At 63.7% G+C, this 25,610-nt stretch carries 23 protein-coding genes; 12 read left to right on the forward strand and 11 right to left on the reverse strand.

What is annotated here, in order from left to right; all coding sequences use genetic code 11:
* Positions 1-74 precede the first annotated feature (74 nt).
* Positions 75-1,184 carry a hypothetical protein gene (locus tag ACE3TJ_RS17565; protein WP_374598502.1) on the forward strand — a complete coding sequence of 370 codons (1,110 nt, stop codon included), beginning with the start codon at positions 75-77 and terminating at the stop codon, positions 1,182-1,184.
* Positions 1,181-2,353, forward strand: coding sequence for an alpha/beta hydrolase (locus tag ACE3TJ_RS17570; protein WP_374598504.1), 1,173 nt, complete (start codon positions 1,181-1,183; stop codon positions 2,351-2,353). The genes ACE3TJ_RS17565 and ACE3TJ_RS17570 overlap by 4 nt, the downstream gene beginning before the upstream one ends.
* Positions 2,354-2,377: 24 nt before the next feature.
* Here ACE3TJ_RS17570 and ACE3TJ_RS17575 read toward each other — a convergent pair whose 3' ends face one another.
* The 3 genes from ACE3TJ_RS17575 to ACE3TJ_RS17585 all read right to left on the reverse strand — a co-directional run bounded on the left by ACE3TJ_RS17575 (position 2,378) and on the right by ACE3TJ_RS17585 (position 4,958).
* A complete protein-coding gene (locus ACE3TJ_RS17575; RefSeq protein WP_374598506.1) occupies positions 2,378-3,010 on the reverse strand; it encodes a ChuX/HutX family heme-like substrate-binding protein in 633 nt (210 codons plus the stop codon).
* Between the two features lie 4 nt (positions 3,011-3,014).
* A complete protein-coding gene (locus tag ACE3TJ_RS17580; RefSeq protein ID WP_374598508.1) occupies positions 3,015-4,349 on the reverse strand; it encodes an MFS transporter in 1,335 nt (444 codons plus the stop codon).
* A gap of 120 nt (positions 4,350-4,469) precedes the next feature.
* Complete coding sequence (locus ACE3TJ_RS17585; RefSeq protein WP_374598510.1) at positions 4,470-4,958, reverse strand: heme-binding protein; 489 nt, start codon at positions 4,956-4,958, stop codon at positions 4,470-4,472.
* A 167-nt stretch (positions 4,959-5,125) separates the two neighbouring features.
* On the opposite strand from ACE3TJ_RS17585, the gene ACE3TJ_RS17590 reads away from it, so the two are divergent.
* Positions 5,126-6,424, forward strand: a complete 1,299-nt coding sequence (locus ACE3TJ_RS17590) for an amidohydrolase (RefSeq protein WP_374598512.1) — start codon at positions 5,126-5,128, stop codon at positions 6,422-6,424.
* Positions 6,425-6,433: 9 nt separating this feature from the next.
* On the opposite strand, the gene ACE3TJ_RS17595 is transcribed toward ACE3TJ_RS17590, so the two are convergent.
* From ACE3TJ_RS17595 to ACE3TJ_RS17615, 5 genes are all read right to left on the reverse strand, one after another.
* The gene (locus ACE3TJ_RS17595) at positions 6,434-7,867 is read right to left on the reverse strand and encodes a multicopper oxidase family protein (protein ID WP_374598514.1); all 1,434 of its coding nucleotides are present in this window, start codon (positions 7,865-7,867) and stop codon (positions 6,434-6,436) included.
* A 2-nt stretch (positions 7,868-7,869) separates the two neighbouring features.
* On the reverse strand, positions 7,870-8,376 hold the full coding sequence (locus ACE3TJ_RS17600) for a redoxin domain-containing protein (protein WP_374598516.1): 507 nt from the start codon (positions 8,374-8,376) through the stop codon (positions 7,870-7,872).
* Positions 8,373-10,037: a tannase/feruloyl esterase family alpha/beta hydrolase gene (locus tag ACE3TJ_RS17605; protein WP_374598518.1), complete on the reverse strand. Its 1,665-nt coding sequence runs from the start codon at positions 10,035-10,037 to the stop codon at positions 8,373-8,375. Before ACE3TJ_RS17605 ends, ACE3TJ_RS17600 begins: the two co-directional genes overlap by 4 nt.
* Before the next feature lie 176 nt (positions 10,038-10,213).
* Positions 10,214-11,380: an alpha/beta hydrolase gene (locus tag ACE3TJ_RS17610; protein WP_374598520.1), complete on the reverse strand. Its 1,167-nt coding sequence runs from the start codon at positions 11,378-11,380 to the stop codon at positions 10,214-10,216.
* Between the two features lie 29 nt (positions 11,381-11,409).
* On the reverse strand, positions 11,410-12,279 hold the full coding sequence (locus ACE3TJ_RS17615; RefSeq protein WP_374598522.1) for an alpha/beta hydrolase: 870 nt from the start codon (positions 12,277-12,279) through the stop codon (positions 11,410-11,412).
* Positions 12,280-12,553: 274 nt separating this feature from the next.
* Here ACE3TJ_RS17615 and ACE3TJ_RS17620 point away from each other — a divergent pair, with 274 nt between their 5' ends.
* The 3 genes from ACE3TJ_RS17620 to ACE3TJ_RS17630 are packed head-to-tail and all read left to right on the forward strand — an operon-like array spanning position 12,554 to position 16,386.
* Positions 12,554-13,978, forward strand: a complete 1,425-nt coding sequence (locus ACE3TJ_RS17620) for a S10 family peptidase (protein ID WP_374598525.1) — start codon at positions 12,554-12,556, stop codon at positions 13,976-13,978.
* A gap of 13 nt (positions 13,979-13,991) precedes the next feature.
* On the forward strand, positions 13,992-15,140 hold the full coding sequence (locus ACE3TJ_RS17625) for an alpha/beta hydrolase (RefSeq protein ID WP_374598527.1): 1,149 nt from the start codon (positions 13,992-13,994) through the stop codon (positions 15,138-15,140).
* Positions 15,141-15,171: 31 nt separating this feature from the next.
* Positions 15,172-16,386 carry a threonine ammonia-lyase gene (locus ACE3TJ_RS17630; protein ID WP_374598529.1) on the forward strand — a complete coding sequence of 405 codons (1,215 nt, stop codon included), beginning with the start codon at positions 15,172-15,174 and terminating at the stop codon, positions 16,384-16,386.
* A 49-nt stretch (positions 16,387-16,435) separates the two neighbouring features.
* On the opposite strand, the gene ACE3TJ_RS17635 is transcribed toward ACE3TJ_RS17630, so the two are convergent.
* Genes ACE3TJ_RS17635 through ACE3TJ_RS17645 form a run of 3 tightly spaced genes read right to left on the reverse strand, consistent with a single transcriptional unit; the run spans position 16,436 to position 20,530 of the window.
* Positions 16,436-17,719, reverse strand: coding sequence for a glycoside hydrolase family 130 protein (locus ACE3TJ_RS17635; RefSeq protein WP_374598531.1), 1,284 nt, complete (start codon positions 17,717-17,719; stop codon positions 16,436-16,438).
* A 22-nt stretch (positions 17,720-17,741) separates the two neighbouring features.
* Positions 17,742-20,027 carry a glycosyltransferase gene (locus tag ACE3TJ_RS17640; RefSeq protein WP_374598533.1) on the reverse strand — a complete coding sequence of 762 codons (2,286 nt, stop codon included), beginning with the start codon at positions 20,025-20,027 and terminating at the stop codon, positions 17,742-17,744.
* Positions 20,024-20,530 (reverse strand): hemerythrin domain-containing protein, encoded by a 507-nt coding sequence (locus ACE3TJ_RS17645; protein ID WP_374598534.1) that lies wholly within the window; start codon positions 20,528-20,530, stop codon positions 20,024-20,026. Before ACE3TJ_RS17645 ends, ACE3TJ_RS17640 begins: the two co-directional genes overlap by 4 nt.
* 294 nt (positions 20,531-20,824) lie before the next feature.
* On the opposite strand from ACE3TJ_RS17645, the gene ACE3TJ_RS17650 reads away from it, so the two are divergent.
* From ACE3TJ_RS17650 to ACE3TJ_RS17675, 6 genes are all read left to right on the forward strand, one after another.
* Positions 20,825-21,079, forward strand: a complete 255-nt coding sequence (locus ACE3TJ_RS17650) for a hypothetical protein (protein WP_374598536.1) — start codon at positions 20,825-20,827, stop codon at positions 21,077-21,079.
* A 251-nt stretch (positions 21,080-21,330) separates the two neighbouring features.
* On the forward strand, positions 21,331-22,032 hold the full coding sequence (locus tag ACE3TJ_RS17655) for a GntR family transcriptional regulator (RefSeq protein WP_374598538.1): 702 nt from the start codon (positions 21,331-21,333) through the stop codon (positions 22,030-22,032).
* 99 nt (positions 22,033-22,131) lie between these two features.
* Positions 22,132-22,602 (forward strand): heme-binding protein, encoded by a 471-nt coding sequence (locus tag ACE3TJ_RS17660; RefSeq protein WP_374598540.1) that lies wholly within the window; start codon positions 22,132-22,134, stop codon positions 22,600-22,602.
* Complete coding sequence (locus ACE3TJ_RS17665; protein ID WP_374598542.1) at positions 22,599-24,047, forward strand: aldehyde dehydrogenase; 1,449 nt, start codon at positions 22,599-22,601, stop codon at positions 24,045-24,047. The genes ACE3TJ_RS17660 and ACE3TJ_RS17665 overlap by 4 nt, the downstream gene beginning before the upstream one ends.
* Positions 24,048-24,065: 18 nt before the next feature.
* Positions 24,066-24,824: a TSUP family transporter gene (locus ACE3TJ_RS17670; protein ID WP_374598544.1), complete on the forward strand. Its 759-nt coding sequence runs from the start codon at positions 24,066-24,068 to the stop codon at positions 24,822-24,824.
* A complete protein-coding gene (locus tag ACE3TJ_RS17675; RefSeq protein WP_374598546.1) occupies positions 24,821-25,588 on the forward strand; it encodes an SDR family NAD(P)-dependent oxidoreductase in 768 nt (255 codons plus the stop codon). The genes ACE3TJ_RS17670 and ACE3TJ_RS17675 overlap by 4 nt, the downstream gene beginning before the upstream one ends.
* Positions 25,589-25,610 lie beyond the last annotated feature (22 nt).

Consider the following 25,610-nt stretch of genomic DNA (forward strand, 5'->3'; position numbering starts at 1 on the left):
CTTGCTCTTGACTTTTTTCCGCGAACAACGAATTACAACGTATACGTTGTATATGCAAAGAGGGGACGGACGTCGTGGGAGAAGTGCTTGGTCTCGGTGTGTCGCACTATCCGCCGCTCAGCGGGCGAGATGCCGACATGGCCAATATCCTGAAGGGCCGCCTTCAGGACCCGGATGTTCCCCCCCACGAAAAGGATCCTGCCAACTGGCCCGCCGACATGCAGGCGGAGTGGGGCAGCGACGAAGGGCTTGCGGGCGCGGCACGCCACCGTGCGGCGATGCTGCACGGGCTGCGCAAGGCGCGCGAGGCGCTCGATGCCTTCAACCCCGATTTCGTCATCATCTGGGGTGACGACCAGTATGAGAATTTCCGCGAGACGATCATCCCGCCTTTCTGCGTGATGGCCTATGAGGACATGGCCGTGCATCCGTGGGGGCACGCGTCCGAATCCGCGATGTTCTCCGATAAGGAAGACGAGTGGGGCGGCGGCAAGCCCAACGTGTGGAATGAGCGCAAGGACTTCGAGATTACAGTGCGTGGCCATCGCAAGGCCGCCAAGTATCTCGCGGAGTCCCTGCTCGAACGCGACTTCGACGTTTCCTACGCCTACAAGCCGCTGCACCATCCAAGCCTGCCGCACGCATTCCTGAATTCGATTCTTTATCTCGACTACGACCGCAAGGGATTCCCCTGGCCGGTCGTGCCGTTCCAGATCAATTGCTATGGCCGCGCGGTCATCAGCTACCGCGGCTTCATCAGCCGACTTGCCGATCGCGGGCGCGAGCTTGATCCGCCGTCGCCGTCGCCGCGCCGCGTGTTCGACATGGGGGCGGAAGTCGCGCGCATCTGTGCCGAGAGCCCGTGGCGTGTGGCGCTGATCGCGTCGTCGAGCTGGAGCCATGCCTTCCTCGTCGATCGGACCTACCGGATGCAGCCGGACGTGGAGCTTGATCGCAGGCTTTACGATGCGCTCGTTGCCGGTGACTGGGACGTGTGGCGCAATCTCAGCCTGCGCCAGATCGAGGAGTCCGGCGATCAGGAACTGCTCAACTGGTTCGCGCTTGCGGGTGCGATGAACGCACTTGGCCAGCGCTGCGAATGGTCCGATTTCGTGCAGACCTACGTGTTCAATTCGAGCAAGGTGACGGCGGTCTTTCCGCCGGTGGGAGGGGTGAAGGCATGAAGACAAAAACAGCACTTGGGATCATATTCGCCGCGGCTGTCACCGTGATGGCGGCGGCGCCTGTGGAGGCGTTGGCGCAGACGGCGCAGGCATCCGTGCTGCCGGATACGACCTCTTGGGAAGTGACCTCAAAATCCGGGCATCGCTACCAGATCTTCGCGGCGTGGCCGAAGGGCGAGGCCCCCGCTGGCGGCTGGCCCGTCGTTTACGTGCTCGATGCCAACATCATGTTCGGCACGATGGTGGATACGGTGCGCGCGATGGAACGCCGCGAGGCATCGCAGCCGGCGGTGGTCATCGGGATCGGTTATCCGCTGGATCTCGACCCACGCATCGAACGCGCGCGCGATTTGACCGCGCGCCTCGGCACGCAGGAACCGACCTTGCCGGGAACGGGCGGTGCGGAATCCTTCGCGGATTTCATCGCGAACGAGCTGAAGCCGTCGATCACGGCACGCTTCCGGATTGATCCAGCGCGTGAGACGATCTTCGGACATTCCTATGGCGGCCACTTCGTTCTCTATACGCTGGTGAACCGGCCCGAACTGTTCGACAACTGGATCGCCGCGAGCCCCTCGCTGTGGTTCGAGAACCGGCTGCTTGCCAATCACAACGTTCGCGACCGCATCGGCCCCAAGCTGGCGGCGACCCGCGCGACGGGGCGCGTTCTCGTTACTGCGGGCGAATACGAGCAGGGCGTCGATCCGGAATTCCCGAATCCGCGCCTGCCGCTGCTGATGGAACGCAAGATGGTGGATAACGCGCGCGAGTATGCCGAATTCCTCGCCGCGCAGCCCGGCATCGAAGCGCGCTTCGAAAAGATCGCGGGCGAAGATCACGGCAGCGTCATTCCCGTGGCGATGACGCGCGGCATACGCTTTGTGTTCGCGCCCGGCGCGAAGCAGCCGGCGCCTGCGCCGAAGCCCGCACCGTTCAAGAACCCGACACGCTACAAGGTGCCGGATGCCGCGAGTTATCTGAAGATGACGCCCGAGGCGCGTTACGACCTTCGCATGAAGGTGCGCCGTTTGCCGGAAGCTCAGCGCAAGGCGTGGGTGGAGGCGTTAGATCGCAGCCTGCAGACCGGGCTCACCTATGGTCCGCACCGCGTGCTCGCGGAAGAGCGGATTGCGATGGACAAGAAGCACGGCACCGCGCCGGTCGATTGAACGACCGGCGCGGCTTCATCGCCGTTATCCGCAAATCCGCGGCATGGATGCGATCAGCGCACGCGTGCGCTCGAAACCGGCGACGGCCTTGTCGTCGAACGGATCGCTCTTGATCGAGGCGTAGACGCCGATCACCAGATGACCGTCCGGTCCGAAGAGCGAGATCGCGCGCGTCTTGAAGCCGGGCTTCGGATCGGCAAGCTCGGTGGCGTAGATAGCCGCGACCTGATCGAGCTGGATGTGCGAGTGCACGCCGCGGCCTTCGTCCGCATAGACGTCGATGTAGCCGTCCTTCGCATCCTTCTGCGTGATCGGAACGAGGCTCGGGAAAGCGAAAGCGTGCTTGCTGCCGGGTGATACCACCAGCGACACGCGCGTCGTCGCGCCCCACGCATCGATCGAACTCCAGATCGTCTTCACCTGATCGGGCGTTACCGCCGTGCCGACGCTGAGCGAAGCGGGGAGACCGCTTGCGATCACGAATTCGGGGACGTTGAAGAAGCGGCTGGAAACCGCGAGCGGCACGCCGGGGCGGGTCTTTTCGTAGTAGGCCCTGATGTTGCTTGCCTGCTCCGTGGTGGCGCAGGCGGGGGCACCTGCGAGCGCGGGGGCCGTGAACGCGGCGGTCAGCAGGAAGGCAGAGATACGTGCGATCATCTTTTCATGGTCTCCGGATTGTGCGTGACAGGTTGACGGCCAGCACGGCGGTGAGCAGTGCGGGCAGCGACACGGCGATGAAGATGCTGGAAAGCGGCCAATCCGCTGCCAGCAGAAGGCCCCCGACGGTTGGTCCGACGATCGAGCCGATCCGCCCCACGGCAAGTGCGCCGCCGAGCGCGGTGGCGCGGATCTCGGCGGGATAGAGCCCGGCGTTCGCTGCGTTCATTGCAGTCTGTCCGCCGATCGTGAACAGGCCGGCGATGAACGCCAGCGTCATCAGCAGAACGGTCTGATTGCCGACGAAGCCGATCAGCACGAGGCTGATCCCGGCGATCGCGAAACCGACGGCGAGCGTCTGGAACGGCCCGAAGCGATCGGCGAAGCGGCCGAGCACGATGCCGCCGATGGCGCCGCCGAGGTTCAGGAACACTGCCGAGATGATCGCGGTGTCGAGCGCGAGTCCGGATTCGCGGGCAACCGTGGGCAGCCAGCTCATCAGGAAATAGATCATCAGAAGGCTGTTGAAATAGGCGAGCCAGAGCTGCGCGGTTGTGCCCGCAAGGCCGCCCGCGAACAGTGCGCGGTAGCCGGGCGGCTTGGCCGTGCCCGGCGACGGGGCAGGGGTTTCAGGAAGTGGCGCGCGGTCCGGCCCCGCCATCCTGTCCAGCAGGCTTTCGAGACGCGGGGTGCGCCCTTCGCGGCGGAGCAGATGATGCGGGCTTTCCGAAAGCCACGGTAGCAGTGCGAGCAGCAGCACCAGCGGCGCGGCACCGCCGAGGATGAACACGCTTTCCCATCCGAAGGCGGGGATGAGGTGGCTGCTGATGTAGCCGCCGATCGCGGCGCCGAGGGGGAAGCCCGCGAACATCGTGGTGATCATCGTGGAGCGTGCGCGCGGCGGCGCGACTTCGGCAGTCAGCGCGATGATATTGGGCGTCGCGCCGCCGAGCCCAACACCCGTGAGGAAGCGCAGCAGGAGAAGCACGATCCAGTTGTCTGCAAGTACCGTCGCGAAGCTGCCGATGCCGAAGGCAACCGTACAGGCGATGATGACCGGGCGCCTGCCCCAGCGATCCGATAGCGGGCCGAGCACGACCTGCCCAACCATGATGCCGACGAGGCCGGCCGCGAAGATCAGGCCGAAACGGTCCGGCGTGATGCCCCATTCCTGGCCGAGAACCGGGGCCACGAAGGCGACCGACTGCGTATCGAAGCCGTCGAGCATGGCGACGAGCGCGCAAAGCAGCGCCACCCGGATCTGGAACCAGCCGATCGGTGCGCGATCAAGGATCGCGTCGATCGGGGTTGCGTTTCCTGTTGCTGCCGGCGCCGCCATCCCCCACCTTTCAGATCATATTATTCGGCATTTATTTCGAAAATAAAACTTGAGGTCAATGCGGAATCCCAGCAATTTTCGCCCCTTTTGCGTTAAAAATTTCGATAAATGAAAGGCAGACTACTGCCTATGCGCCCCATGGGCCGCCAGCGCGTCCAGACCGGCTTGCGCCACTGCCGCATCGATGTGCGAGGGCGAACCGCTGACCCCGATCGCGCCGACGATCTTGCCGTCGTGAAACACAGGCAGGCCGCCTTCGATCGGCAGCATGTTGTCGATGGCGAGGATGAGGTTGTCGCCTCTCGCAACCATCTCCTGAATCACTTTCGTCGGCTGCCGGGTGAGGGCAGATGTCATCGCCTTGCGGCGCGCGATCTCGAAGCTGTGCGGCAATGCGCCGTCCATGCGGCGGGCGAGCACGATGCTGCCCTGCTCATCGACGACGATGATGGCAAGGCCGAGCTTGCGGGTTTCGGCTTCCTTTGCGGCGGCATTCACCAGCGTGTCGGCCATGCCGATGCTGATCGTGGTCCGTGTCTGCGGCCCTTGTGCAGCGGCAGGTGGGCTTAGTGTTAGAACAGCGAGCGCGATGATGATTGTTTTCTGCATTGTCGATTGCTTTCCTTTCAGTCTCCGCCAAGTGAGCTTTAGTTTGCGGGCGCCTGACCGTCCTATTCGATCCGCCAATTAAAATTTTCGAAAATCAAACAGATTATTGCGCTAAAATGCGTAATGATGCAGCATAATATGGAAAATTGGACGAGAGAGGGTTTGCGATGAAGTGGCGCTGCGCGTTGACTCCGGTTCTGCTCGCTTCGGCGGCGCTTCCCGCGCGGGCCGAGGTGCTGCCCGATGTCGACAGCCGGATCGAAAACGTCACGCCGCGTGTCGTCGCGTGGCGGCGGGATATCCACCAGCATCCCGAACTCGGCAACCAGGAGGTCCGCACTGCGAAGCTGGTCGCGGCGCATCTGAAGAAGCTCGGTTTCGACGAGGTGCGCACGGGCATCGCGCATACGGGCGTCGTCGGTGTGCTGAAGGGCAAGCGCCCCGGCGGCGTGCTGGCGCTGCGCGCGGACATGGACGCGCTGCCGATCCGTGAGGTCACCGGCCTGCCGTTCGCCTCGAAGGTTGTCGTCGACGTGAATGGAACGCCGACGCCGGTGATGCACGCCTGTGGACATGATGCGCATACGGCGATCCTGATGGGCGCGGCGGAAGTGCTGGCTGGGATGCGCGATCGCATTGCGGGTACGATCCTGTTCGTGTTCCAGCCCGCGGAGGAAGGCGTTGCCGGGCAGGAAGCCGGCGCGCAGCTGATGCTGAAGGAAGGCGCATTCTCGCCGATCAAGCCGGATGCGATTTTCGGGCTTCATGTTGAGCCGGGCCGGGTGGGCGAGATCGATGCGCGGCCGGGGCCGATGCTTTCGAGCGCGACCGGAATCTCGATCAAGCTCAAGGGCCGCCAGACGCACGCGGGGCGGCCGTGGGAAGGCACGGATCTCGTCAATCTCTCCGCGGACATCGTGAAATCGCTGAACACGATTGCCGCGCGGCAGGTGAATGTTTTCGAGTTCCCGAACGTGGTTTCCATTGGCGCGCTGCGTGCTGGGAACCGCAGCAACATCCTGTCCGGCGAAGCGACACTCGACGGTACGATCCGCACGTTTGATCTTGCGCGTCGTGACGACCTCAAGGCACGGATTCGTAACACGGTTGCAGGTCTTGCGGCGGGATATGATGCGCAGGCAGATGTGAATTTCGAAGATGTCGCGCTCGTCACCGGAAACGACCCGGCGCTGCTCGACCTTGTTATGCCCGCGCTGAAGGCCGCGGCGCCGAAAGGCGTCAACACCGATGCGCTGATGCGCGGCGCGGCGGAGGATTTCTCGTTCTACCAGGCCGAGGTGCCGGGGCTCTATTACATCCTTGGTTCGACCCCGCCGGGCATTCCGATCGAGAAGGCGCCGACGAACCACAGCGACAGTTTCGATATCGACGAGGCTGTGCTGCCGATCGGCGTAAAGGCGCATGTGCTGACGGCGCTCACCTTCCTCGATTCGCGGGCAGAATAGCCGGGAGGTTCAGCCTTCGCGGCAATACGCTTCGGTGATGGCACGATGCATGGCGGTGTGGTCGACCTTCGGTTCGACATCGCCTTCGTAAAGCATCAGCGCCATCATGCCGTAGTCCTGATGCTTGGCCTGATGGCAGTGGATGAGCGTCGGGCCGGGATTGTGCGCGACGAAATCGAGTTCGGCGGTGGTGAAAGGTTTCACGTTGATCGTGTCCTTCATCAGTCCCGGGCAATGCTCCTTGTCCCAGCGCACGACCTCGAAATGGTGCCGATGCAGATGCATCGGGTGGCCGAGATCGGTCTGGTTGTTGTAGACGATCCGATATCGTTTGCCTTTTTCAACACGGATGCGGTCGGTTTCCGGCCACGACTTTCCGTTGATCGTCCATCTGTTGTATCCGCCGGGCCCGCCCGGAACGCGCCCGATCGTAAGCTCGATCCGTTCGTCGGGTTCGGGCACGGCGCGCGTGTCCGCAAACCGCTGGAAGCTCCATGTGCGTTTCGCCGGCGTCCAGCGCGGGTCGCCGCTCGCGCCCGCATACTCGATGATCATGCCCATGCCGCGCTCGCGTTCCCTGTCGTCGGTGGAACCGAGAATCCATTTGCCTGGATTGTTCATCTCGACGATCACGTCGGCGCGTTCGCCCGGCCCCATCATCAGCACGTCGATGTCGCAGGGTGTCGGCACGGGATAGCCGTCCATCGCGACGACGCGCATGGTATGGCCCGCAAGGCTGATCCAGTTGATTTCGGTGGCGCTTGCATTCAGCATGCGAAACAGCACGCGCTGACCCTGCCGCACACGCACCGGCGCATCGTGTCCCATCAGGCGGCCGTTCATCGTGCCGTAGTCGAAGCCGACCTCGAGCCCATGCTCAGGATCGTTCGGGCGCAATGTCTGCCCCGGCACCCAGCGCGACCCCCAGTGGTGCATCGCGACACAGATTTCCTGATCGTAGGCGCCGGGATCATCACTTTCGACGATGACAAAGCCGAACAGCCCGCTGTAGGCGCCGAACATCAGCGCCTTATCTGCGATCATGTGCGTGTGATACCAATGCGTGCCGCCGGGCGTTGGCGCGAATTCGTAGCGGCGTGTCTGGAGGGGTGGCACGGGAGGTGTGCCTTCCTCCTCCGCACCGTCGACGTTCGATGGGATTTCGAGGCCGTGCCAATGCACGAGTTCGGGCGCCTGCAGCAGGTTCGTTACCTCAACGCCTGCATTCCTGCCTTTTGGCAACCGGATGACAGGACCGGGCACCTGATCGTTGTAGGCGAAGGTATCGTAAACGATGCCTGGCGCGAGTTCGACCTTGTGCGGCGCGATCGTCAGGCGGACGTCGGGCGCGAGTTCCGCCAGACCGCCGATCGTGCGCGGCGCGGTGCACGACCCGAGCAGAAGCCCGACACCCATCTGCGTCACATCGCGCCGGGTCAGCATCGTCAGGCTTCTCCGCGCGCCGGCGTACCGCGCTCGAGCGCCAGCCGGATGCCGGAGATGATGTCTTCGATATGCGGGCGGCCCCATGGCGCGCTGTTTATACCGGCGTAGAAAAGGGTCTTGTCCGGTTTCACGAGGAACAGGCCGGGTTCGCTGAACACGGGCGGTTCGCCCTCGCGGATGGCGGCGGAAAGGAACAAGCCCCATCTGCGCGCGTCCGCTTGGGCGAGACCGTGGCCCAGTCGCAATCGTTTCAGGTTCCAGTCCCGGGCCGCCGTTTCGGCCTTCTCTGCCGTGTCCATGGAAACGGCGACGGCCTCGACGCCGAGCGACGACAGCGTGTCGAGTGCGGTTTCGAGTTCGGCAAGCTGCCTGCGGCACAGCGGGCAATGAAGCCCGCGATAGAAAACGATGAGATCGAATGTTTCGGGGGTGCTGGCGGCAAGCGACCAGTGGCCGCCCGCCGTCAGCGGGAAGGCAAGAGGCGGAGCACTGCTCCGCGTCTTCACCTGGTTTCCTTTGGCGTCACGCGCTTGAAGCTGGATGCGACGTTGGGGTCGCCCTTGCCCTTGTATTTCGCGTAGGCGGGGTAGGGGTACATCGGGCGGGTGCGCTGGGTCGGGTCGGCCGGGCCGTCGGTCAGCAGGAATTCCGTCGGCGTGACGCCTTCTTCCACCCACTTCACGAGCGCATCCTGCGTATCAAAGACATAGGGGCCGGATCCGCCGCTGCCATGGTTCGCGCCCGGCACGAGATAGAGCTGCGCAAACTTCGAGACGGTGTCCTTGCCCATGTGCGCGCGGACCTTTTCGAACCAGTCGATCGTCATGTTCGCGGTGATCATGGCATCGCCCCAGCCGTGCACGATGAGGAGCTTGCCGCCGCGCTTGTAGAACGCGCTGAGATCGATCTCGTCGGGATCGAAGATCGTGGACATGTCGTCGATCTTCGCTTTTTCCGCAACGTAATCGAACTGGGTCCAGTCGTAGTTCGGGCCCGGTGTGTCGCGCGTCACGAAATAGCGGATGCCGGTCGCCGCGCCGTTGAGCGCGAAGGGAACGCCGACCTCGTTGCTGCCGGGGATCGGCAGGATCGAGCGGGCCCAGTCATGCTCGGAGCCGATGTCTGTCGGATAGTCGAAATAGACATCTCCGCGCGCATTCACCGGCTTTGCGTAGAGCTTGCGAACGGCATCGACCTGCGCCTGATTGAGGCACTCGTTCTTCGCTTCGGACTGGCCCGGTTTGCAAAGCAGTGCGACGGGATCGTACTTGCACTTGCGAGGATCGTCGATGACGCCGTCCTTGAGGCCGTCGATCGCATCGCAGGCGTCGTTGGCACCCTTCATGAGCAGCGGGATCTTGTCGGCCTTGAGCAGCGGCGTCTTGCCGTCCGGATGCACGGCGAGCGCAATCCACGGGAAGTGCGCGGCATTCTTCGGATTGTAGTTCACGACTGGCGCCTTCACGAACACGCCGTCGAAATCCTCGGGGTATTTTTGCACCGCGAACAGACCCGCATTGCCGCCCTTCGAGAAGCCTGTGATGTACGAGTATTTCGGAGCGCTGCCGTAGAAAGCCTTGGTGATGAACTTGCCGACCTGCGCCGAGACATGGTTGGCGCGGTACGCGAAATCTATACGGCCCTGATCGTTCTTGTACGCCCAGATCCCGTCGAACGGCGCGCGGCCATAGTGACCGCCATCGTTGGTGATCGTCGCGTAGCCATCGTAGAGGCCGGGCATGACGATATCCTCGCCGACCTTGCCGCACCATGCGTCGCAGGCGGCGAGCAGGAAGCGGCCGTTCCACGTGTCCGTGAGCGGCAGCAGCAGGTTGAACTTCACGGCCGGGGTCACGTAACCCTCGACGCGGCAGTGTACGGGGAAGGTGTCGAGCTGCGGCGTGACGTTGCCCTGCGAATGGCCGCGCTTCATGAACATGATCTTTTCAGGCGGCGTCGCCTTGCGATCCTTTACCAAGGTCGCGGCGACGATGTTGCCGGGCGTATCGGCGGCATTTTCAATGCTGAGGCCGTTCAGCGCTTCGCAGCGCGCAGCGAAATCGTCGATAGCGGCCTGAGTTGTCGCGGGCGGCGTGGCGGCGTTGGCGGACGCCGAGACGAGGCTGCCGACGAGCGGCAGAAGTGCATGACGGACTGTGCGGATCATTGGACTCGAAACCCCTCCTGTTGCTCTCTTGTGCAATAGGATAATTTCGAAAATAAATTCGTCCAGATAGATTCTAACCGGAAAGTATCGATTTATTTCGATATTTATATCCGATTCCCGTCCGGTATCCTTCCGCGCCGAGGCTCTCGACCCCGAGGACGGAGATGCCCACCCGTCTATTCGTCGACTGGTGCAGTGCCGTATTTCTCATCCATGCGCACGCGCTCTTCGTGCAGGCGCCGGTGCTGATCGTAGGTGAGGCCTGCGCCGAGCTGATACTGGAAGCGATCGTTCCAGGCTTTGTGCTGGGCTTCGGGCAGGGCGCGGATGCGCAGGCGGAGCTGGTAGCGCCCTTCGTCCGTCATGCGCATGTAGGTCGGGGCGTCAGGCACGGGAATTCCGGTCGGGTTGTTGAACTCCGCGGGCTTCGGCGCAGGAGCAGGCATCTTCGCGGTGCGTGAGTAGGCGAAGTGGACGCCGTGGCCGATGGCGGCCGGGATCACGCTGCCGTGATCGAGACCCTCCACTTCGATGAACTTCGCTTCGATGCCGGGCAGGCCCGCGAGCCAGCCTGCAAATTCGCGAGCGTTGTCCACCTGCGTGCGCTGCTGGAGATCGCGTGGGGATTCGGGCGGGAAATCGGGGTCAGGATCCTGCTCGTACTCGCCAACGGTGATGAGCACGCGCGCCGAAAGACCCTGCGTTTCCATCTTGGGGCCAAGCCGCCCACGGAAGTTGCCGCGCTTCACCATGCCGTCTTCGAACCAGATCGAGGGGCTCGCCGCGACATAGGTGTCGAACGTGTCCGGGCGATTGATGAGCGTGTAGAGCGTGAACAGGCCGCCGAGCGAATGGCCGAACAGCATTTCGCGCTTGCCGTCGATTTTCCAGCGCTTGCCGATCGCGGGCTTCAGCTTGTCGTGGACGAATGTGAGGAAGCCTTCTGCACCACCGGTGCCGGGGGTTTTGTTGGGCTGGGAGCCGAACGCGGGCGTGTAATCGATGGCGCGTTCCTTGCGCGGATCGGCCCCTGCCGGGTAGCCGATACCGACGATGACGCTTTGTTCGCCCACATCCTGCCGCCGCGCCATCAGCCGCACCGATTCGGTCATCGCGCCGAACATGATGTGCGGATCGAGGACATAGACCACCGGATAACCTGCGGCGGGCGCGGGGCCCGTCGGCGCCGCGACGACGATTTCGTACGGTCTGCCGTTCGCGGCGCTGAGCGAGAAGGTCTCGATTGCTTCATGCGCCATGCGTGCCGGCGTTTCGGCGTGCGCGGGCGATACGACGACAATCGCGGCGGCAACGAGACAGAGCGCACGGTACATGCTGGTCATGATCCTCTTTGCAAACGATCGGGTGCGTATCAGCGCGGATCGAGCGCGAACCGGAGCGCGGCATTGAGTGCGGCGGGCAGCATCGATACGTGCTCCTGTCCCTCGATTTCCTTGTAGTAGACGCGCATCGGCGCCACGGATTTTACCATCTCGCGGGCATCCTGAACGATGTATCCGAGTTCCTCGGCGCCGACGATCAGCATGAGTTCGTTGTTGCGATCCTGCTTCTCTCGTTCCGCGAGATAGCGGTCGCGCTCGGTGAGGAGCGAGCGGTTGTTCCACCAGATAGAGGGGCTGCCGGACACATATTTCTGGAACGCATCCGGGCGGTTGAACAGCACGTGGAGAACGAACTGCCCGCCGAGCGAATGGCCAAACAGCGTCTGCCGCTTGGGATCGATCCGGTAGCGGCTTTCAACGAGCGGTTTTACGCGATCGAGAAGCAAAGAGAGGAACGCCTCGCGCCCACCGGTGCGCTGCACGTTCTTCATCTTGCCGGGCACGTATTTCGGATCGGTCTTCGGCGTCATGTCGAAGAAGCGCCGGGGTCCATCGAATGCCGTCTCGATCGGATAGCCGACCGCGACGATGATCGCGGGACCGATGCGGCCTGCCTGCAGCCGCGCCGCGTCCACCATCGATCCGAACACCGAATTGCCGTCGAGCAGGTAGATCACCGGATAGCCGCCTGCGGGTTCCGGGCCGGTCGGCGCGGAAACGAAGACGCGGTAGGTGCCGTTTTCGGATGTGATGTCGAATTGCCGCGCGCCGCTGATCGCGGCGGGTGCCTCGACGGGAGGCGGTGAAACGTCACCACCTCCCGCCACCGCAGCGGCCTGCGTCGCCGCTACGGTCAGGAGTGCGCTTGCGACGGGGACAAGCAGGCCGTGTATCTTCATGGAACGTCTCTCCCTCTTCATTCAGACCTTTTCGCGCGCTCGTGGCGTGATCGTCAATAAATTTCGAAAAAAATGGCACATTCGGTGAATTATTGTTATCAATGGTCTTTATTTTGGAATTTTATCGATATTCAACAAGCGGGAGGGGGCGTTGCGCAAGCTCATGTTTTGGCTGTGGAAGCGGTGTCGTGACGAACTGCGGAGTGGAGCAGGTGTGACTGCTGGGGTGCCGCGAATCGTACACTCGGTTGTCTGTCTGGTTGCCGCATGCCTCATGTGGCTCGTGCCGGTTGAGGCGGCTGAGGCTGAGCCCGCGAAGCTTCCGGATGCCGTGACGCGTCAGGCGTCTGTTCGTCTCAGCGACGGCAAGGCGCTCACTTACCAGGTCACTGCGGGTGCGCTTCCAGTTGAAGGGCCGGGCGGTGAGCTTCTCGGAGAGGTGAGTTACACGGCCTATGTGGCCGCGGGGCAGGACAGGGCGCGCCGCCCTGTGACCTTCGCGTTCAATGGCGGGCCCGGTGCGTCTTCGGTGTTTCTCCACATCGGGCTCCTCGGTCCGAAGCGCGTCGACTTCGCCGTGGCCGGCTCGACGCCCTCCGATGCGACGCCGCTTCTCGATAATCCCGACACTTGGCTCGCCTTCACCGATCTCGTGTTCGTCGATCCGGTCGGCACGGGTTTCAGCAAGGCGCACGTGACGCCGGATGCTGCGCGCAAGCACTTCTTCGGGACGCAGCGGGACGCGGATTATCTCTCCGGTTTTGTGGCGCGCTGGCTCGCCAAGAACGGCCGGATGGCTTCGCCCAAGTATCTCGTTGGCGAGAGCTACGCGGGTATTCGCGTGCCTAAAATGGCCTATCGACTTGTGAAGGTGGAAGGCGTCGCGGTTTCAGGAATCATCCTGCTGTCGCCGCTGCTCAACTCCGTGATGTCGGTGGAACCCGATATCTCGCCGTTGCCCTGGGTATCGCGCCTGCCTTCGATGGCGGCGACGCATCTCGAACGGCAGGGCAAACTCTCCGAAGACGCGATGCGCGAGGTTGAAGCCTATGCGCGCGGCGAGTATATCCGCGATTTGATGCTCGGCCGCGAAGATCCCGCCGCCGTCACCCGTGCGGCAGACAAGGTCGCCGAGATGATCGGACTGCCTGCAGAAACGGTCCGCCGGCTTGGGGCACGCGTCAACAATCTCTTTTACACGCGCGAGCTCGAGAAGGAGAAAGGTGTGTTCGTCAGCGCCTACGATCCGGTGGTGACGAACTTCGACCCCTATCCGATTTCCGCCGAGCGGCAGGGTGACGATGCGATCCTGCAGGGCAGCATCGCGCCGCTGACCTCCGCGATCGTCCACTACGTAACACAGGACATCGGCTGGAAGCCGCAAGATCTCTACATGACGCTCAACATTCCGCTCAACCGCGGCTGGGAAAACGGCGAGGGCCTTCAGGAATCGGTCAGCGATCTGCGCAAGGCAATGGCGATGGATGGCAACATGAAGCTGCTCATCTCGCACGGCTATACCGATCTCCGCACACCCTATTTCGCAAGCAAGCTGGCGTTCGGGCAGATCCCGCCGATGGGCGACGTGGGCCGTGCGCGCTTCACGGTCTATCCCGGCGGCCACATGTTCTATTCGCGAGCCGACAGCCGCGCAGCGTTCATGCGCGACGTACGGCAGGTCTATGCGCCGCGGCGCTAGCAAGGATATTGCCATGAAATCACGTTCAATCGCCTTTCTGCTTTTGGCTGTCGGGCTTCCCGTGAACGCGGCAGTGCAGGCCGAAATCAAGCAGGCCGTACCGGTTGCGCTCGAAGGGACGGAGGTTCGTTGGCTCCAGTCCGCTGAGGGCCTCGATTACCGCATCTTCATTTCCACCCCCACCGAGCAGGCACCGCCGAACGGCTGGCCCGTTGTCTATGTGCTGGACGGCAACGGTTGGTTCCTGCCGTTCGCGCAGCTTGCGCGCATGGTGGGCCGTCGCCCCGATCACAACGGGCGGCTGCCTGCCGTTGTCGTCGGCATCGGCTATCCCGGCGAGCGGCCGTTTCACACCGAGCGGCGGACGTGGGATTTCACGCCACCCGTCGCGCTCCGCGAACCGCCGCCCGCGCCCGGCGGCAGGCCGTGGTCGCGCACGGGAGGGTCCGAGGATTTCCTTGCGTTTCTCAAGACGCGCGTGAAGCCGATGATCGAGGCCGAATTCAAGATCGATACCAGCCGGCAGGCGCTCTACGGCCATTCGCTCGGCGGTCTGTTCACGCTCCACGCCGCGTTCACGCGCCCGGAGAGCTTCCAGTATTTCGGTGCGATGAGCCCGTCGATCTGGTGGAACAAGGCGTATGTGACGGACGAGGAGAAGGCGTTTCCGGCCGCGCTTGCGAAGCACAAGGGGCGGGCCAACCTCTTCATGGGTATCGGTGCCAGCGAGCTTCCGCACATGGTCGGCGATGCGGATGCCATGGCGAAGCGCATCGCGGCGGCGAAATATGACCGGCTCGATTTCACCTATGTGGCGTTTCCGGGCGAGGAGCATATCTCTGTCGCGACGCCCGCATTCACACGTTTCTACGACACTGTTTTCGCGGCGACGGACACGGACAAGGCGAGCTACCTGAAGGCGTATGATCTAGGCGCCGACGCAAAGGCGATCGAGGATGCGGACGCCTATTTCAAACTGACGCCTGAGCGGCAGGCCGCTGTACGCCGCGCCGGACGTAGCCTCGCCAATCCAGAGCCCGCAGCATTCGACCGCCGTCTGCGCGGCTGGATCGCGGCGCTTCCGGCGCACGAGCGCGAGGCTGTACAAAAACAGCACGACCGCTGGGACCGAAAGACCGGCACCGTGCCGGTTCCCTATTGATCCGATGGCTTCGTCCTTCGAACCCGGGCGTTTGCCCACACTCGCCGATGTCCAACAGGCCGCGCGCGCAATTGCCGGCGCGGTTGCGGACACGCCGTTCATGCTCAGCGAGACCCTGTCGGCAAGCGCGGGGTGCAAGCTCTATCTCAAGTTCGAGAACCTCCAGTTCACCGCCTCGTTCAAGGAGCGCGGCGCACTGAACAAGCTGTTGTCTCTGTCGGCGGCGGAGCGCGCGGCGGGCGTCTGTGCGATGTCCGCCGGCAACCACGCGCAGGGAGTGGCGTATCATGCGCACCGGCTCGGCATCGCGGCGACGATCGTGATGCCGGCAGGTACGCCGCTCACCAAGATCTCGCGCACGCGCGATCACGGCGCGAACGTCATCGTGCACGGCAGCAATCTGAATGCCGCGCTCACCCTGGCGAAGGAGCTTGCTGCACGCGACGGGATGACGTTCGTTCATCCTTATGCTGATCCGGCGGTGATCGCGGGGCAGGGGACGCTTGCGCTCGAAATGCTGGGCGCAGTGCCGTCGCTCGATGTCATCGTCGTGCCTGTGGGCGGCGGCGGGCTCATCTCGGGCATCGCTGTCGCGGCGAAAGCGATCAAGCCTTCGATCCGCATCATCGGCGTGCAATCGGAGGTGTATCCGTCGATGGCCTGCGCGATGGCGGGAACGCAGCCGCCCGCTGCGGATCGGCTCACGATCGCCGAGGGCATCGCCGTAAAGGAGGCGCACCCTTATACGCGGGAGATCATCTCGCATTTTGTCGACGAGATGCTCGTTGTCGAGGAGGCTGCGATCGAACGCGCCATCGCCGACCTTCTCGCCATCGAGAAAACCGTGGCCGAAGGCGCGGGCGCGGCGGCGCTCGCCGGGGTAATCAGCAACCGGGAGCGGTTTCGCGGCCTCAATGTGGCTGTGCCGCTCAGCGGCGGCAACATCGATCTCAGGGTTCTCGCCTCGGTCGCGATGCGCGCCCTGGTGCGCGGCGGGCAGCTGATGCGCTTCAGCATCGCGGTGAACGACCAGCCCGGAACGCTCGCCCGTCTTGCGACGCTGCTCGGCCAGCTTGGCGCGAACATCATCGAGATCATGCACGACCGGTTGGCGCTGTCATCCAGCCCCAAAGGCGCGGTGATCGATGTGGTCGTCGAGGTGCAGGACCACGCCCACCGCGCCGTCATCGTGGAACGGCTGCGGGAGGAAGGCTTCACGCCGACGCTGTGGCAGGATGCGATCTGAGCAGTCGATGCGTTTCAGGATGCGCGGCGGGTCACATGACCCACGCACGCTAGGAAAGCGACGCGAGCAGATCGGGGATGCGCATGAAGGCGAACGCCACGGTGCTGTCGGCGATGCCGTAGGGCATGAAGATGCAATCCCGGTGGCGTAGCGCGCCGCAGGTGTAGACGACGTTCGGCACATAACCCTCCCGGTCCGCTTCGGATGCGGCGAGAAGGGGTGTGGCGGTGCGGCCGAGTACGCGGGAGGGGTCTTCCTTGTCGAGCAGCACGGCGCCGATCGAGTATTTGCGCATGGCGCCGACGCCATGGGTGAGTACGAGCCAGCCCTCGTCGAGTTCGATCGGGGCGCCGCAATTGCCAATCTGAAGGAGTTCCCAGGAATAGCGGGGGGCGAGCAGCAACGTGCCTTCGTCCCAATGGGTGAGGCTGTCGGATGCGATCAGGTAAAGGTTTTCGCCGTCCTGCCGTCCGATCATCATGTAGCGACCATCGATCTTGCGCGGAAAAAGACCCATACCCTTGTTACGGGCGGCGCGGCCGGTGAGTGGGGTCAGGTGGAAGCTGCGGAAATCCCGTGTCGAGAGCAGTTCGGAGCGGATTTCGCGGCCGTTATAGGCGGTGTAGGTGCCGAGCCATTCATAGCTGCCGTCTTCATGTTCGAAGCGCAGCAGGCGAAGGTCTTCAAGGCCGTTGGTCTGCGCCGGTGTGATCGGAAACAGCACCGTGCCCGAAAGTGTGCTGTCGGCATGGCGGTATACGCAGACGGGGCCTTCCTGCAGCCTGTCTTCGGGGCTCTGCGCGTCCGCGGCTGTCGCAAACGGCGGTTGCGGCGCGAGTTGAAGCTTGCCTTTCGATCCCAGAATGCCCTCACGAAAGGCGACGGAGGAAATATGTCCTTCGCCTACGGCGCGCAGCGACAGCACGATGCGCACGCTATCCTTTTCAAGGCCGCTTTGATCGACATGCGGCACGACGCTCGGGTTCATGAGCGCGGCGGCGGCATAGCTGTATTCGTGGCAGAAATAGGCGCCGATCAGCTGCCGCCGCGCCGCGCTGAGCAGGCATGTATCCAGCGCCAGCATCGCAGCTACCTCGTCGCAGCGGGTAACGAATACCTTCTCCGTCTGCCAGTGCCGCGCCTCGAAATCGCGCATCACGAGCGCAAGTTCGTCCGCGACCGTCTGCTCGTCGAGGGCAAGCACCGCATCGACGATGCGACGGCTTCGGCTCGGCGCAGCGCTGGTCGCCTGCCAGCCGAGATGGAACGGGCGCACCACGACCCGCGAGGGGTCTGCGGTCAGGCGGAGCGGCAACGTCTGGATTGCTTGCAAGGATCGGCCCCGTCTCTCCGGCTTAGGCGGAGAGCTTCTCCGCCGGGCGCTGTTGTGCCACCGATTCGGCCAGTTTCGAAAGCCTGATCATGGCGCAGGAGGACAATTGCAGCGCAAGCAGCGACTCCGCGCCCTGATTGAGGTTGACGCCGACCGGGGTCAGCCCGTCGAAACACCCGCCGTCACCGCGCGTGGCGAGCGGGGTGCCGTGATCGTTATGGCCGAGGAACCACTGGTAGCAGCTTCGCCCCATCTCGACCCAGTGCATGTCGGGTGCCACCTCGAAAGCTGCGAGGCACGCTTCAAGCGTGGCATGCGCCTCGAGCGGTTGCTGATCGAACGGCAGGGGGTGCTTGTAGAGGCGTCCGAAACTCTCCGTGCCGACTGCGCGGAAATGGCCCCCCGGCGCGGTCTGTCGCTCCATGATCCAGCGCAGCGTCGCAAGGCCTGTTTCGATGAACGTGGGATTCTGCAGCCGTTGTCCGGCCGCCAGAAGCGCCTCTGGAAGCCGTGCATTGTCGTAAGCCAGCATCGCCTCGAACCATGCCCAATCGGGACGGCGCGCGGTAGCGAGGATTGCCAGCAGCTGATCGCCGGATCGTTCGATAAGTTCGCGGGCCATGACATGATGCGGCACCGCATCGAGCACGGCCGCCGCGCCCAGCATCGTGAAGGCCATGGCGCGCGGTGCATCGAGTGTGATGTCGCGGGCTGCTGTTTCGAAAAGGCGCAGGCCCCATTCCCGGTGTTTACTCATAGGCGCCTCGCGCGCCGTAACGCCGAGCGCCCACAGTGCGCGGCCGCAAGAGTCTTCGGAACCTTCCTCTTCGCACCACCTGCGGTCATAGGTCATGAAATTCCGAAACCGGCGGCGTTCAGGGTTCCACGCGTGCTGAAGGAAAGCCGCGTAGACCGCAGTCCAGCGATCGCGCACAGCGTCGTCAAGCGAAGGCAGGCGGTGCATCAGGATGAGCGCGCGGGCGTTGTCGTCCGTGCAATAGCCGTGGTTGCGATCCGCTACGGCGAAGGCGCCGTGCTGGAGAAGCCCGGTGGCATCGCTCATGCGCAACACGGCGCTCGCATCCGGCGGCAGGATGGTTTGGGCGGGCCGGGGCGAGAGTCGGGCGGGCCTTTCCGCCTCTGCTGCGACGAGGAGCGCATGTGCGCTGCGGGCCAGTTCCGACCAGAGCATCGAACGGCCTCGCGCATAGGCGCGCGCGCTGTAGGCGAGGCGGGTGCGCGTGTTCGAAAACAACCCGGATATGGCTTTTGCCATAGCGTCGCTGCTGCGGAACGGAACGAGGATGCCGTGATCGGCATCGAGGATCTCGGTTGCATGAAGGTAGGGCGTTGATACGACCGGCTTACCGAGACCCACTGCATAGCTGAGCGTGCCCGAGGTAATCTGCGCGGGATTTACATAGGGCGTAACATAGATATCCGCAGCTTGCAGGTAATCGAGAAGTTCGTCGCGTGGTACGAACCGGTCGATGAAGGCAATGTGCTGATCCACGCCAAGCTCGTGGCCGAGCGCTGTCAGCCGTTGCCGGTACGTCTCACCTTCGGTCCGCAGCAAGTTGGGGTGCGTGGCGCCAAGAACGACATAAAGCGCATCCGGATGTTGCGCCGTGACCGACGGCATCGCGCGGATCATGGTATCGATGCCCTTGTCCGGGGCAAGCAGCCCGAAGGTCAGGATGACCTTGCGCGTTTCCCAGCCGAAGAGGGGTTTCACAGTGTCTGGGTCGACACAGGCGCGGTCGGGAACGCCGTGCGGGATAACGCTGATCCGCCCGGATGCCATGCCATAGCATTCGGAGAGGATGCTGCGCCCACGTTCCGCCATCACCATGATGCGGCTGCTGCGGGCGAGCACCGCGTTCATTACGCGGCGTTGGTCCGCATCGGGATGTTCGAGCACGGTATGCAGCGTAGTGAGGAGCGGCAGATTGGTGCGTGCGAGCAGGTGCAGAATGAAATCCCCGCAGCTCCCGCCGAAAATGCCGAATTCGTGCTGCAGCCAGATCGCCTGAGCACCGCTTTCCTCTATGACCCGTGCGGTCTCGGAATAGGCGGACAGATCCTGATCATCCAGAAGGCGGACATCGTCGGCATAGCTCTCGCCGGCCTTATCTGTCATGGCGTAAAGATCGACCCGAAGCTCCGGGAGCACGGCTTTCAGCGCATTTCGGCAATCGGTGGTGAACGTGGCGATGCCGCACCGCCGCGGTTCGCTGTTGCCGATGAGCGCGATGTGGCGAAGTGTGGGCGGAAACAGGGCCTCCGCCGCACCGCGCTCGTCCCTCATGCTGCGACCAGCTTCAGCGTATTGGGCTTGGCCTTGGGGAGCGGTTTGTCGGCGGCCTTGGCCATCAGCGCTTGTTTGCGCGCGAGCATCTCATCGCGCAGTGCGACGAGGTCGACGTCGGTTTTGCGTGCCTGCGCAAACATCCCTTCCGAAGGACGCTCTTCCTCGGCAACGTGGTGTTTGATCTCCTCGGAGAGCACGGTGACCTTCGCATCGTAAAACTGCTCATCCGGGAACGCGTTCTGAAGTTCGTTCACGAGCACCTTCGCGCCATCATGCTCAACGTAGCCTTCATCGAGCATGTCATCCTCTATCTTGCCACGCAGCGCGGGATAGAAAATCTCTTCCTCGATCATCGTGTGCACTTTGAGCTCGGTACAGATTTCCTGAACGATCTCGCGCTTGCGTTTGCTGTCGCGCGCTTTTTCGAAGGCTTCGAACAATGCTTCGACCTTGCGATGGTCCGCCTTCAGAAGGGCGATCGCATCGGTGTATTCCGTCATAGCTGTATCTCCTCGCCGCAAACGGGTCTTGCGAATGCCGAATCATGTTCATGGTGCGGTTGGTCAATCAAACGCGCGGAGAGCACGGCGTGTTCCCGCGCTTCGCCGCAGCTTCTGCTGCGGCGAACGGAGCAAGGGAGAGCCGCTGCGGGCGAAAGTTTTGCAAGCCGGCGAGGGTTCGCGCCGTGAGACCTGATTGTCGAGGAGGGGGAGGCCTTGCCTCGTGACGGCGCCAGCTCTGGCCGCTTGATGGTGAGGGGGCCATGCATCGTCGAGCGCTACAACGGACATGAGGTGGCCGCGCTCGATGGCGATGGTTTTTTCGATACCGGCGACATCGCGACGATCGACCCGCTCGGCTACATGCAGATCACGGACCGCGCCAAGGACGTGATCAAATCCGGGGGCGAGTGGATCAGCTCCGTTCAACTCGAACATGCTGCGTTGGGCTGCGAAGGCGTGGCGGAGGCCGCTGTTGTGGGCATCCCGCATCCTAAATGGGACGAACGCCCGAAGAGTTGCCGCATTCGGCAACCGGAAAAGTGCTGAAAACCGTGCTTCGCGAACGTGTGCGTGTGCACGTCGAGATCGCTTGAGCGTGTAAAGGAAACGTAGAAGAAACAGCTGTTTATACAGGGGGCTTACCGGGCCGAGGCAGCCCTTCCGGACTTGCGGTAAAACAGAACGCTATTGAACGCAGGTGGGCGCGTGGCAGGCACGTGCTTTACTCTTGCGCGGCTATGGGTCTAGTGCAGACTCCATACAGTCAATTGCATTCAAGTGCCTGGGAAGGAACAGTCGTGGAAGCGCCGACCGCTGCAATGAAGGGCGAGTGGAAAGGAATCGGGAGCCGCCATCGTTCTCTCAACGACGTGGTGGCCGATGCGCTTCGCGAGGCGATCCTTTCCGGCCAGTTCAAGCCGGGTGACCGTCTTCCGGAGCCGCAGCTCGCCGAAATGTTCGGCGTCTCGCGCAATCCGATCCGTGAAGCGCTGCACATCCTCTCCCACGAGGGGCTCATCGAGATCAACCGCCGCAAGGGCGCGCGGGTGCAGATGATGAGCTACGAGGAGGTTGCGGAAACGATCGAGCTGCGGGCCGAGCTGGAAGGGCTCGGTGCGCGCAACGCGGCAAGGCACTGCGATGCGGCGCTGAAGGCGAAGCTGAGCGCGCTGCTTGATGCGGGCAATGCGGCGCATGAAACGCAGAACCTTGATGAGTTGCGTGTGCTCAACAATCGCTTCCACCTGGAGCTCGCGGATGCGGGGCGCAATCGTTACCTCGCGGAGTTCGTGCGGACGCTGCGCGATCGGACGTACTGGCTGTTTTCCGCCAAATCTTACGAGCGTGCGCTCGAATCGTGGATGGAGCACGCGAACGTGCTGAAGGCCGTGATCGCGGGCGACGAGCAGAAGGCGGCGACGTTGGCGACGGCGCATGTGAAGGGCATTGGTGATGCGCTTCTTGTTGACATTGCCGCGCGGGAAGCTGCGGACGCCTGATCGCTGATACGGTCGACTGATACGGTGCGGGTGCTTGACACCCGCGGTTCGTGTATACAGTATGCTTTCACTGTCCGTTGTCCGATTCAGGGGAAAATCGTGATCACCAAGAACGTGCTGAGCCTGGCCGAAGCCGAGCTGCTGCTCGATGCTGCGCAGAAGAAATCCGAGGAACTGGGGGGGATTCACGTCATCTGCATCGCGGATGACGCGGGCTATCCGATCGCGCTGCGCCGGCTAGACAAGGGCAAGGTGACGAGCGTGCAGATCGCCGAGAACAAGGCGTTCACCGCCGCCGCGCACCGCCGCGTGACGCATACGTTCACGAACACCTACCCGGGCGAGGAGGCGTGGGGCATCTTCACGCAGCACGGCGGCCGCATCACCGTGTTCGTGGGCGGCTACCCAATCTACGTGGACGGCAAGGTCGTCGGCGGCATCGGCGTTTCGGGCGGCAATGGCGAGCAGGACATCGCGGTGTGCGAAACGGCGATCGAGGCGTTCGCGGAGCACATGCGCCAAACAGGCGGCGGCGTCGTGACCATTCCGGAGCAGGCGAAGAAGGCATGAGTGCTTTTCTGAATTTCATCGGCGGCGCATGGGTTGCCGCCGCTGACGGCGCGACGTTCGAGCGGCGCAACCCGGCGGACGGCAGCGATCTCGTCGGGCTGTTTCCGAAATCGTCGCCCGCCGATGCCGCCGCAGCGGTCGCCGGGCTGCAGAAGGGCTGGCGCGCGTGGGCCGCGACGAACCCGGAAGTGCGCGTCGAGGTTCTGAACCGCGCCGCCGACATCATCCTGACGCGTGTCGACGATCTGGCGCGGGAACTGACCCGCGAGGAGGGCAAGACGCTCGCGTCCGCCGCGACCGAATGGAAGCGCGTGGCGGCGAACTTCCGCCTCTACGCGGGCGAGGCGCTGCGCACGCGCGGGGAGACGTTCCCGGTCGCGGACAGCATGGTATATTCTGTGCGGGAGCCGGTGGGCATCGTGCTCGTCATCACGCCGTGGAACTTCCCGGTGTCGCTCCCGTCACGCAAGATCGGGCCGGCGCTCGCGACCGGCAATGGCGTGCTGTTCAAGCCTTCGGAAATCTCGCCCCTCTCGGGTCAGCGTATGGTCGAGATCCTGCTTGAAGCCGGTGTGCCAGCCGGAACCATAGCACTGGTACAAGGCCACGGCCCCGAACTTGGAAACGCGCTTGTCGAAGCGCCTTCCGTGCGGGCCGTCACCTTCACCGGCTCCTATGCGACCGGCTGCGCCATCCACCGTGCCGCCGGCCCGGACAAACGCCTGCAGCTCGAAATGGGCGGCAAGAATCCGTGCATCGTGCTTGCCGACGCGGACGCGGACAAGGCCGCGAAGATCATCGTGCAGGGCGCCTTCTCGCTGACGGGGCAGGCGTGCACTGCAACCAGTCGCGCGATCATCGTGGGCGACATCTATGATGCGATCGTCGAGAAGGTGGTCGCGGCGGCGAAGGGGTTCGTGCTCGGCAGCGGGCTCGATGCCGCGACGACGATGGGGCCGGTGGCCACGCGCGCGCAGTACGACAAGGTGCGCGATATGATCGCGGTCGGCAAGGCGGAAGGGCTGAAAATGCTCGCCGGGCCGGACGATCTTCCTGATCTCGATGAGACGAAGGGCGGGTTCTTCATTCCGCCGACGGTGTTCGTGGACGTGCCGCCGTCTTCGCGGCTGGCGCGCGAGGAAATCTTCGGCCCCGTGCTCGCCTTCCACCGGGCGGCGAACTACGCCGAAGCGGTCGCGCTTGCGAACGACGTGGAATACGGCCTTGCCGCATCGATCGTTACGCGCGATCTCTCCTCGATCCTCTCGTACGCGAAGGATATCGAGGCGGGCATCATCAAGGTGAACAGCGCCACGGGCGGCGTCGCCGGCACGGCGCCCTTCGGCGGCATCAAGCATTCGAGCAACCAGACGTACAAGGAACAGGCCGGGCATGGCGTCATGGACTTCTACACGCTCACCAAGGCGGTCTATCTCGGCGCGTAACACCCGGCTGCGTTCGCCATGCTGAGCGGCATTGCCGCCAGCCTTCCGCCTGTCGACTGGACGCTCCTCACGCTTGCGGCGTTCGCCGTGCTCGTGGGCGCTGTCGTGCAGGGATCGAGCGGGATGGGGCTTGGCCTCGTTTCCGCGCCTGCGCTCATCATCATCGATCCGAACCTCGGGCCGGGGCCGGTTCTGGTCCTTACCGTCATTCTCTCGTCGGTGATGATCTGGCGCGAGTTCGGCTCGATCGACCGGCCCGGCCTTGCGATTTCCTTTTCCGGCCGCGTCGTCGGCTCGGTGGTCGCGGGCGCGATCTACAGCCTGTTGCCGCTCTCCGCCTATGAGCTGGTGTTCGGCGTCCTCATCCTCGGCGCCGTGCTGCTGAGCGTGTTCGGCGGGCGTATCGAGCGCACGCCGCGCAATCTCGTGTTCGCAGGGTTCACCTCCGGGATCATGGGCACGCTGACGTCCGCCGGTTCACCGACGATCGCGCTCGTCTATCAGAAATCGGGCGGGCCGGTGATCCGGGCGACGCTTTCGGCCTTCTTCCTGCTGAGTTCGATGTTCTCGCTGCTCGTGCTGATCGTGATCGGCAAGTTCGGCATGAAGCAGCTGACGGCGACGGCGGCATATGTGCCGGTGATGCTGGTGGGTTTCGCGCTTTCGAACCTCGTTGTCCGGCACGTTTCGAACGATGCCGTCCGGCGTTTCGTTCTCGTGCTTTCCGGCGCTTCGGCACTGGTGCTGATCGCCCGGGCGATGGTGAGCATCCTGTGACGGACGCCTGCGTTACGCTGATCACCGGCGCGGCGAGCGGCATCGGCGCAGCGACCGCGCGCCGGATCGCGGGAACGGGAACGCGCCTGCTGCTGCACGCAAGCGGGCGCACGGAAGCGAAAATCCGTGCGTTGAATGACCTGGCGGAGACACTGCGGAGCGGGGGCACGCCCGTTGAAACCGTGTTCGCGGATTTCGACACGCCGGGTGCGGCGCAGACTGTGGTGGATGTCGCGCTTGCCCGTTTCGGCAGGCTGGACGCGCTCGTCGCCAATGCAGGTTTCGCGGATCGGACGCCGCTTCGGCAGGCGGCGCCCGAAACGCTGAGCCGGTCGCTGCGCGGTATGACCGAAGCCTTCTTCGCGCTGGCGACCGCCGCCGCCGAACCGCTCGCGCGCGGAGGCGCGGGGCGCATCGTGGCGATCAGTTCGTTCGTGGCGCATCGCTTCGCGGAAGGCGAATTGTTCCCGGTGACGGCCGCTGCCAAGGCGGGGATCGAAGCGATGGCGAAAGCGCTCGCCGTCGAACTCGGGCCGGAGGGCGTTACGGTGAACTGTGTCGTTCCCGGCTACACGCGCAAGGATGCGACCGGGCATCGCGCCATGTCCGCCGAAGCGATGGAGGCGATGGCGGCCAGAACGCCGACGCGGCGCATCGCGGAACCGGACGACGTGGCTGCGCTCGTGGCGTTCCTGCTCGGCGCGGACGCCCGGCAGATCACAGGGCAGTGTATCCACGTCGATGGGGGGCTTTGCCTCGGTTAGCGCTGTTCCGTTTCAGGTTGAA

The organism is Sphingosinicella sp., from assembly GCF_041916975.1.
Taxonomy (GTDB): domain Bacteria; phylum Pseudomonadota; class Alphaproteobacteria; order Sphingomonadales; family Sphingomonadaceae; genus Sphingosinicella.

Excerpts from the sequence above, each read along its gene's own strand:
- ACE3TJ_RS17570 (WP_374598504.1), top strand. The coding sequence starts at position 1,181 with ATGAAGACAAAAACAGCACTTGGGATCATATTCGCCGCGGCTGTCACC.
- ACE3TJ_RS17575 (WP_374598506.1), bottom strand. The coding sequence starts at position 3,010 with ATGATCGCACGTATCTCTGCCTTCCTGCTGACCGCCGCGTTCACGGCC.
- ACE3TJ_RS17580 (WP_374598508.1), bottom strand. The coding sequence starts at position 4,349 with ATGGCGGCGCCGGCAGCAACAGGAAACGCAACCCCGATCGACGCGATC.
- ACE3TJ_RS17585 (WP_374598510.1), bottom strand. The coding sequence starts at position 4,958 with ATGCAGAAAACAATCATCATCGCGCTCGCTGTTCTAACACTAAGCCCA.
- ACE3TJ_RS17590 (WP_374598512.1), top strand. The coding sequence starts at position 5,126 with ATGAAGTGGCGCTGCGCGTTGACTCCGGTTCTGCTCGCTTCGGCGGCG.
- ACE3TJ_RS17595 (WP_374598514.1), bottom strand. The coding sequence starts at position 7,867 with ATGCTGACCCGGCGCGATGTGACGCAGATGGGTGTCGGGCTTCTGCTC.
- ACE3TJ_RS17605 (WP_374598518.1), bottom strand. The coding sequence starts at position 10,037 with ATGATCCGCACAGTCCGTCATGCACTTCTGCCGCTCGTCGGCAGCCTC.
- ACE3TJ_RS17610 (WP_374598520.1), bottom strand. The coding sequence starts at position 11,380 with ATGACCAGCATGTACCGTGCGCTCTGTCTCGTTGCCGCCGCGATTGTC.
- ACE3TJ_RS17615 (WP_374598522.1), bottom strand. The coding sequence starts at position 12,279 with ATGAAGATACACGGCCTGCTTGTCCCCGTCGCAAGCGCACTCCTGACC.
- ACE3TJ_RS17620 (WP_374598525.1), top strand. The coding sequence starts at position 12,554 with ATGTGGCTCGTGCCGGTTGAGGCGGCTGAGGCTGAGCCCGCGAAGCTT.
- ACE3TJ_RS17625 (WP_374598527.1), top strand. The coding sequence starts at position 13,992 with ATGAAATCACGTTCAATCGCCTTTCTGCTTTTGGCTGTCGGGCTTCCC.
- ACE3TJ_RS17640 (WP_374598533.1), bottom strand. The coding sequence starts at position 20,027 with ATGAGGGACGAGCGCGGTGCGGCGGAGGCCCTGTTTCCGCCCACACTT.
- ACE3TJ_RS17645 (WP_374598534.1), bottom strand. The coding sequence starts at position 20,530 with ATGACGGAATACACCGATGCGATCGCCCTTCTGAAGGCGGACCATCGC.
- ACE3TJ_RS17665 (WP_374598542.1), top strand. The coding sequence starts at position 22,599 with ATGAGTGCTTTTCTGAATTTCATCGGCGGCGCATGGGTTGCCGCCGCT.
- ACE3TJ_RS17670 (WP_374598544.1), top strand. The coding sequence starts at position 24,066 with ATGCTGAGCGGCATTGCCGCCAGCCTTCCGCCTGTCGACTGGACGCTC.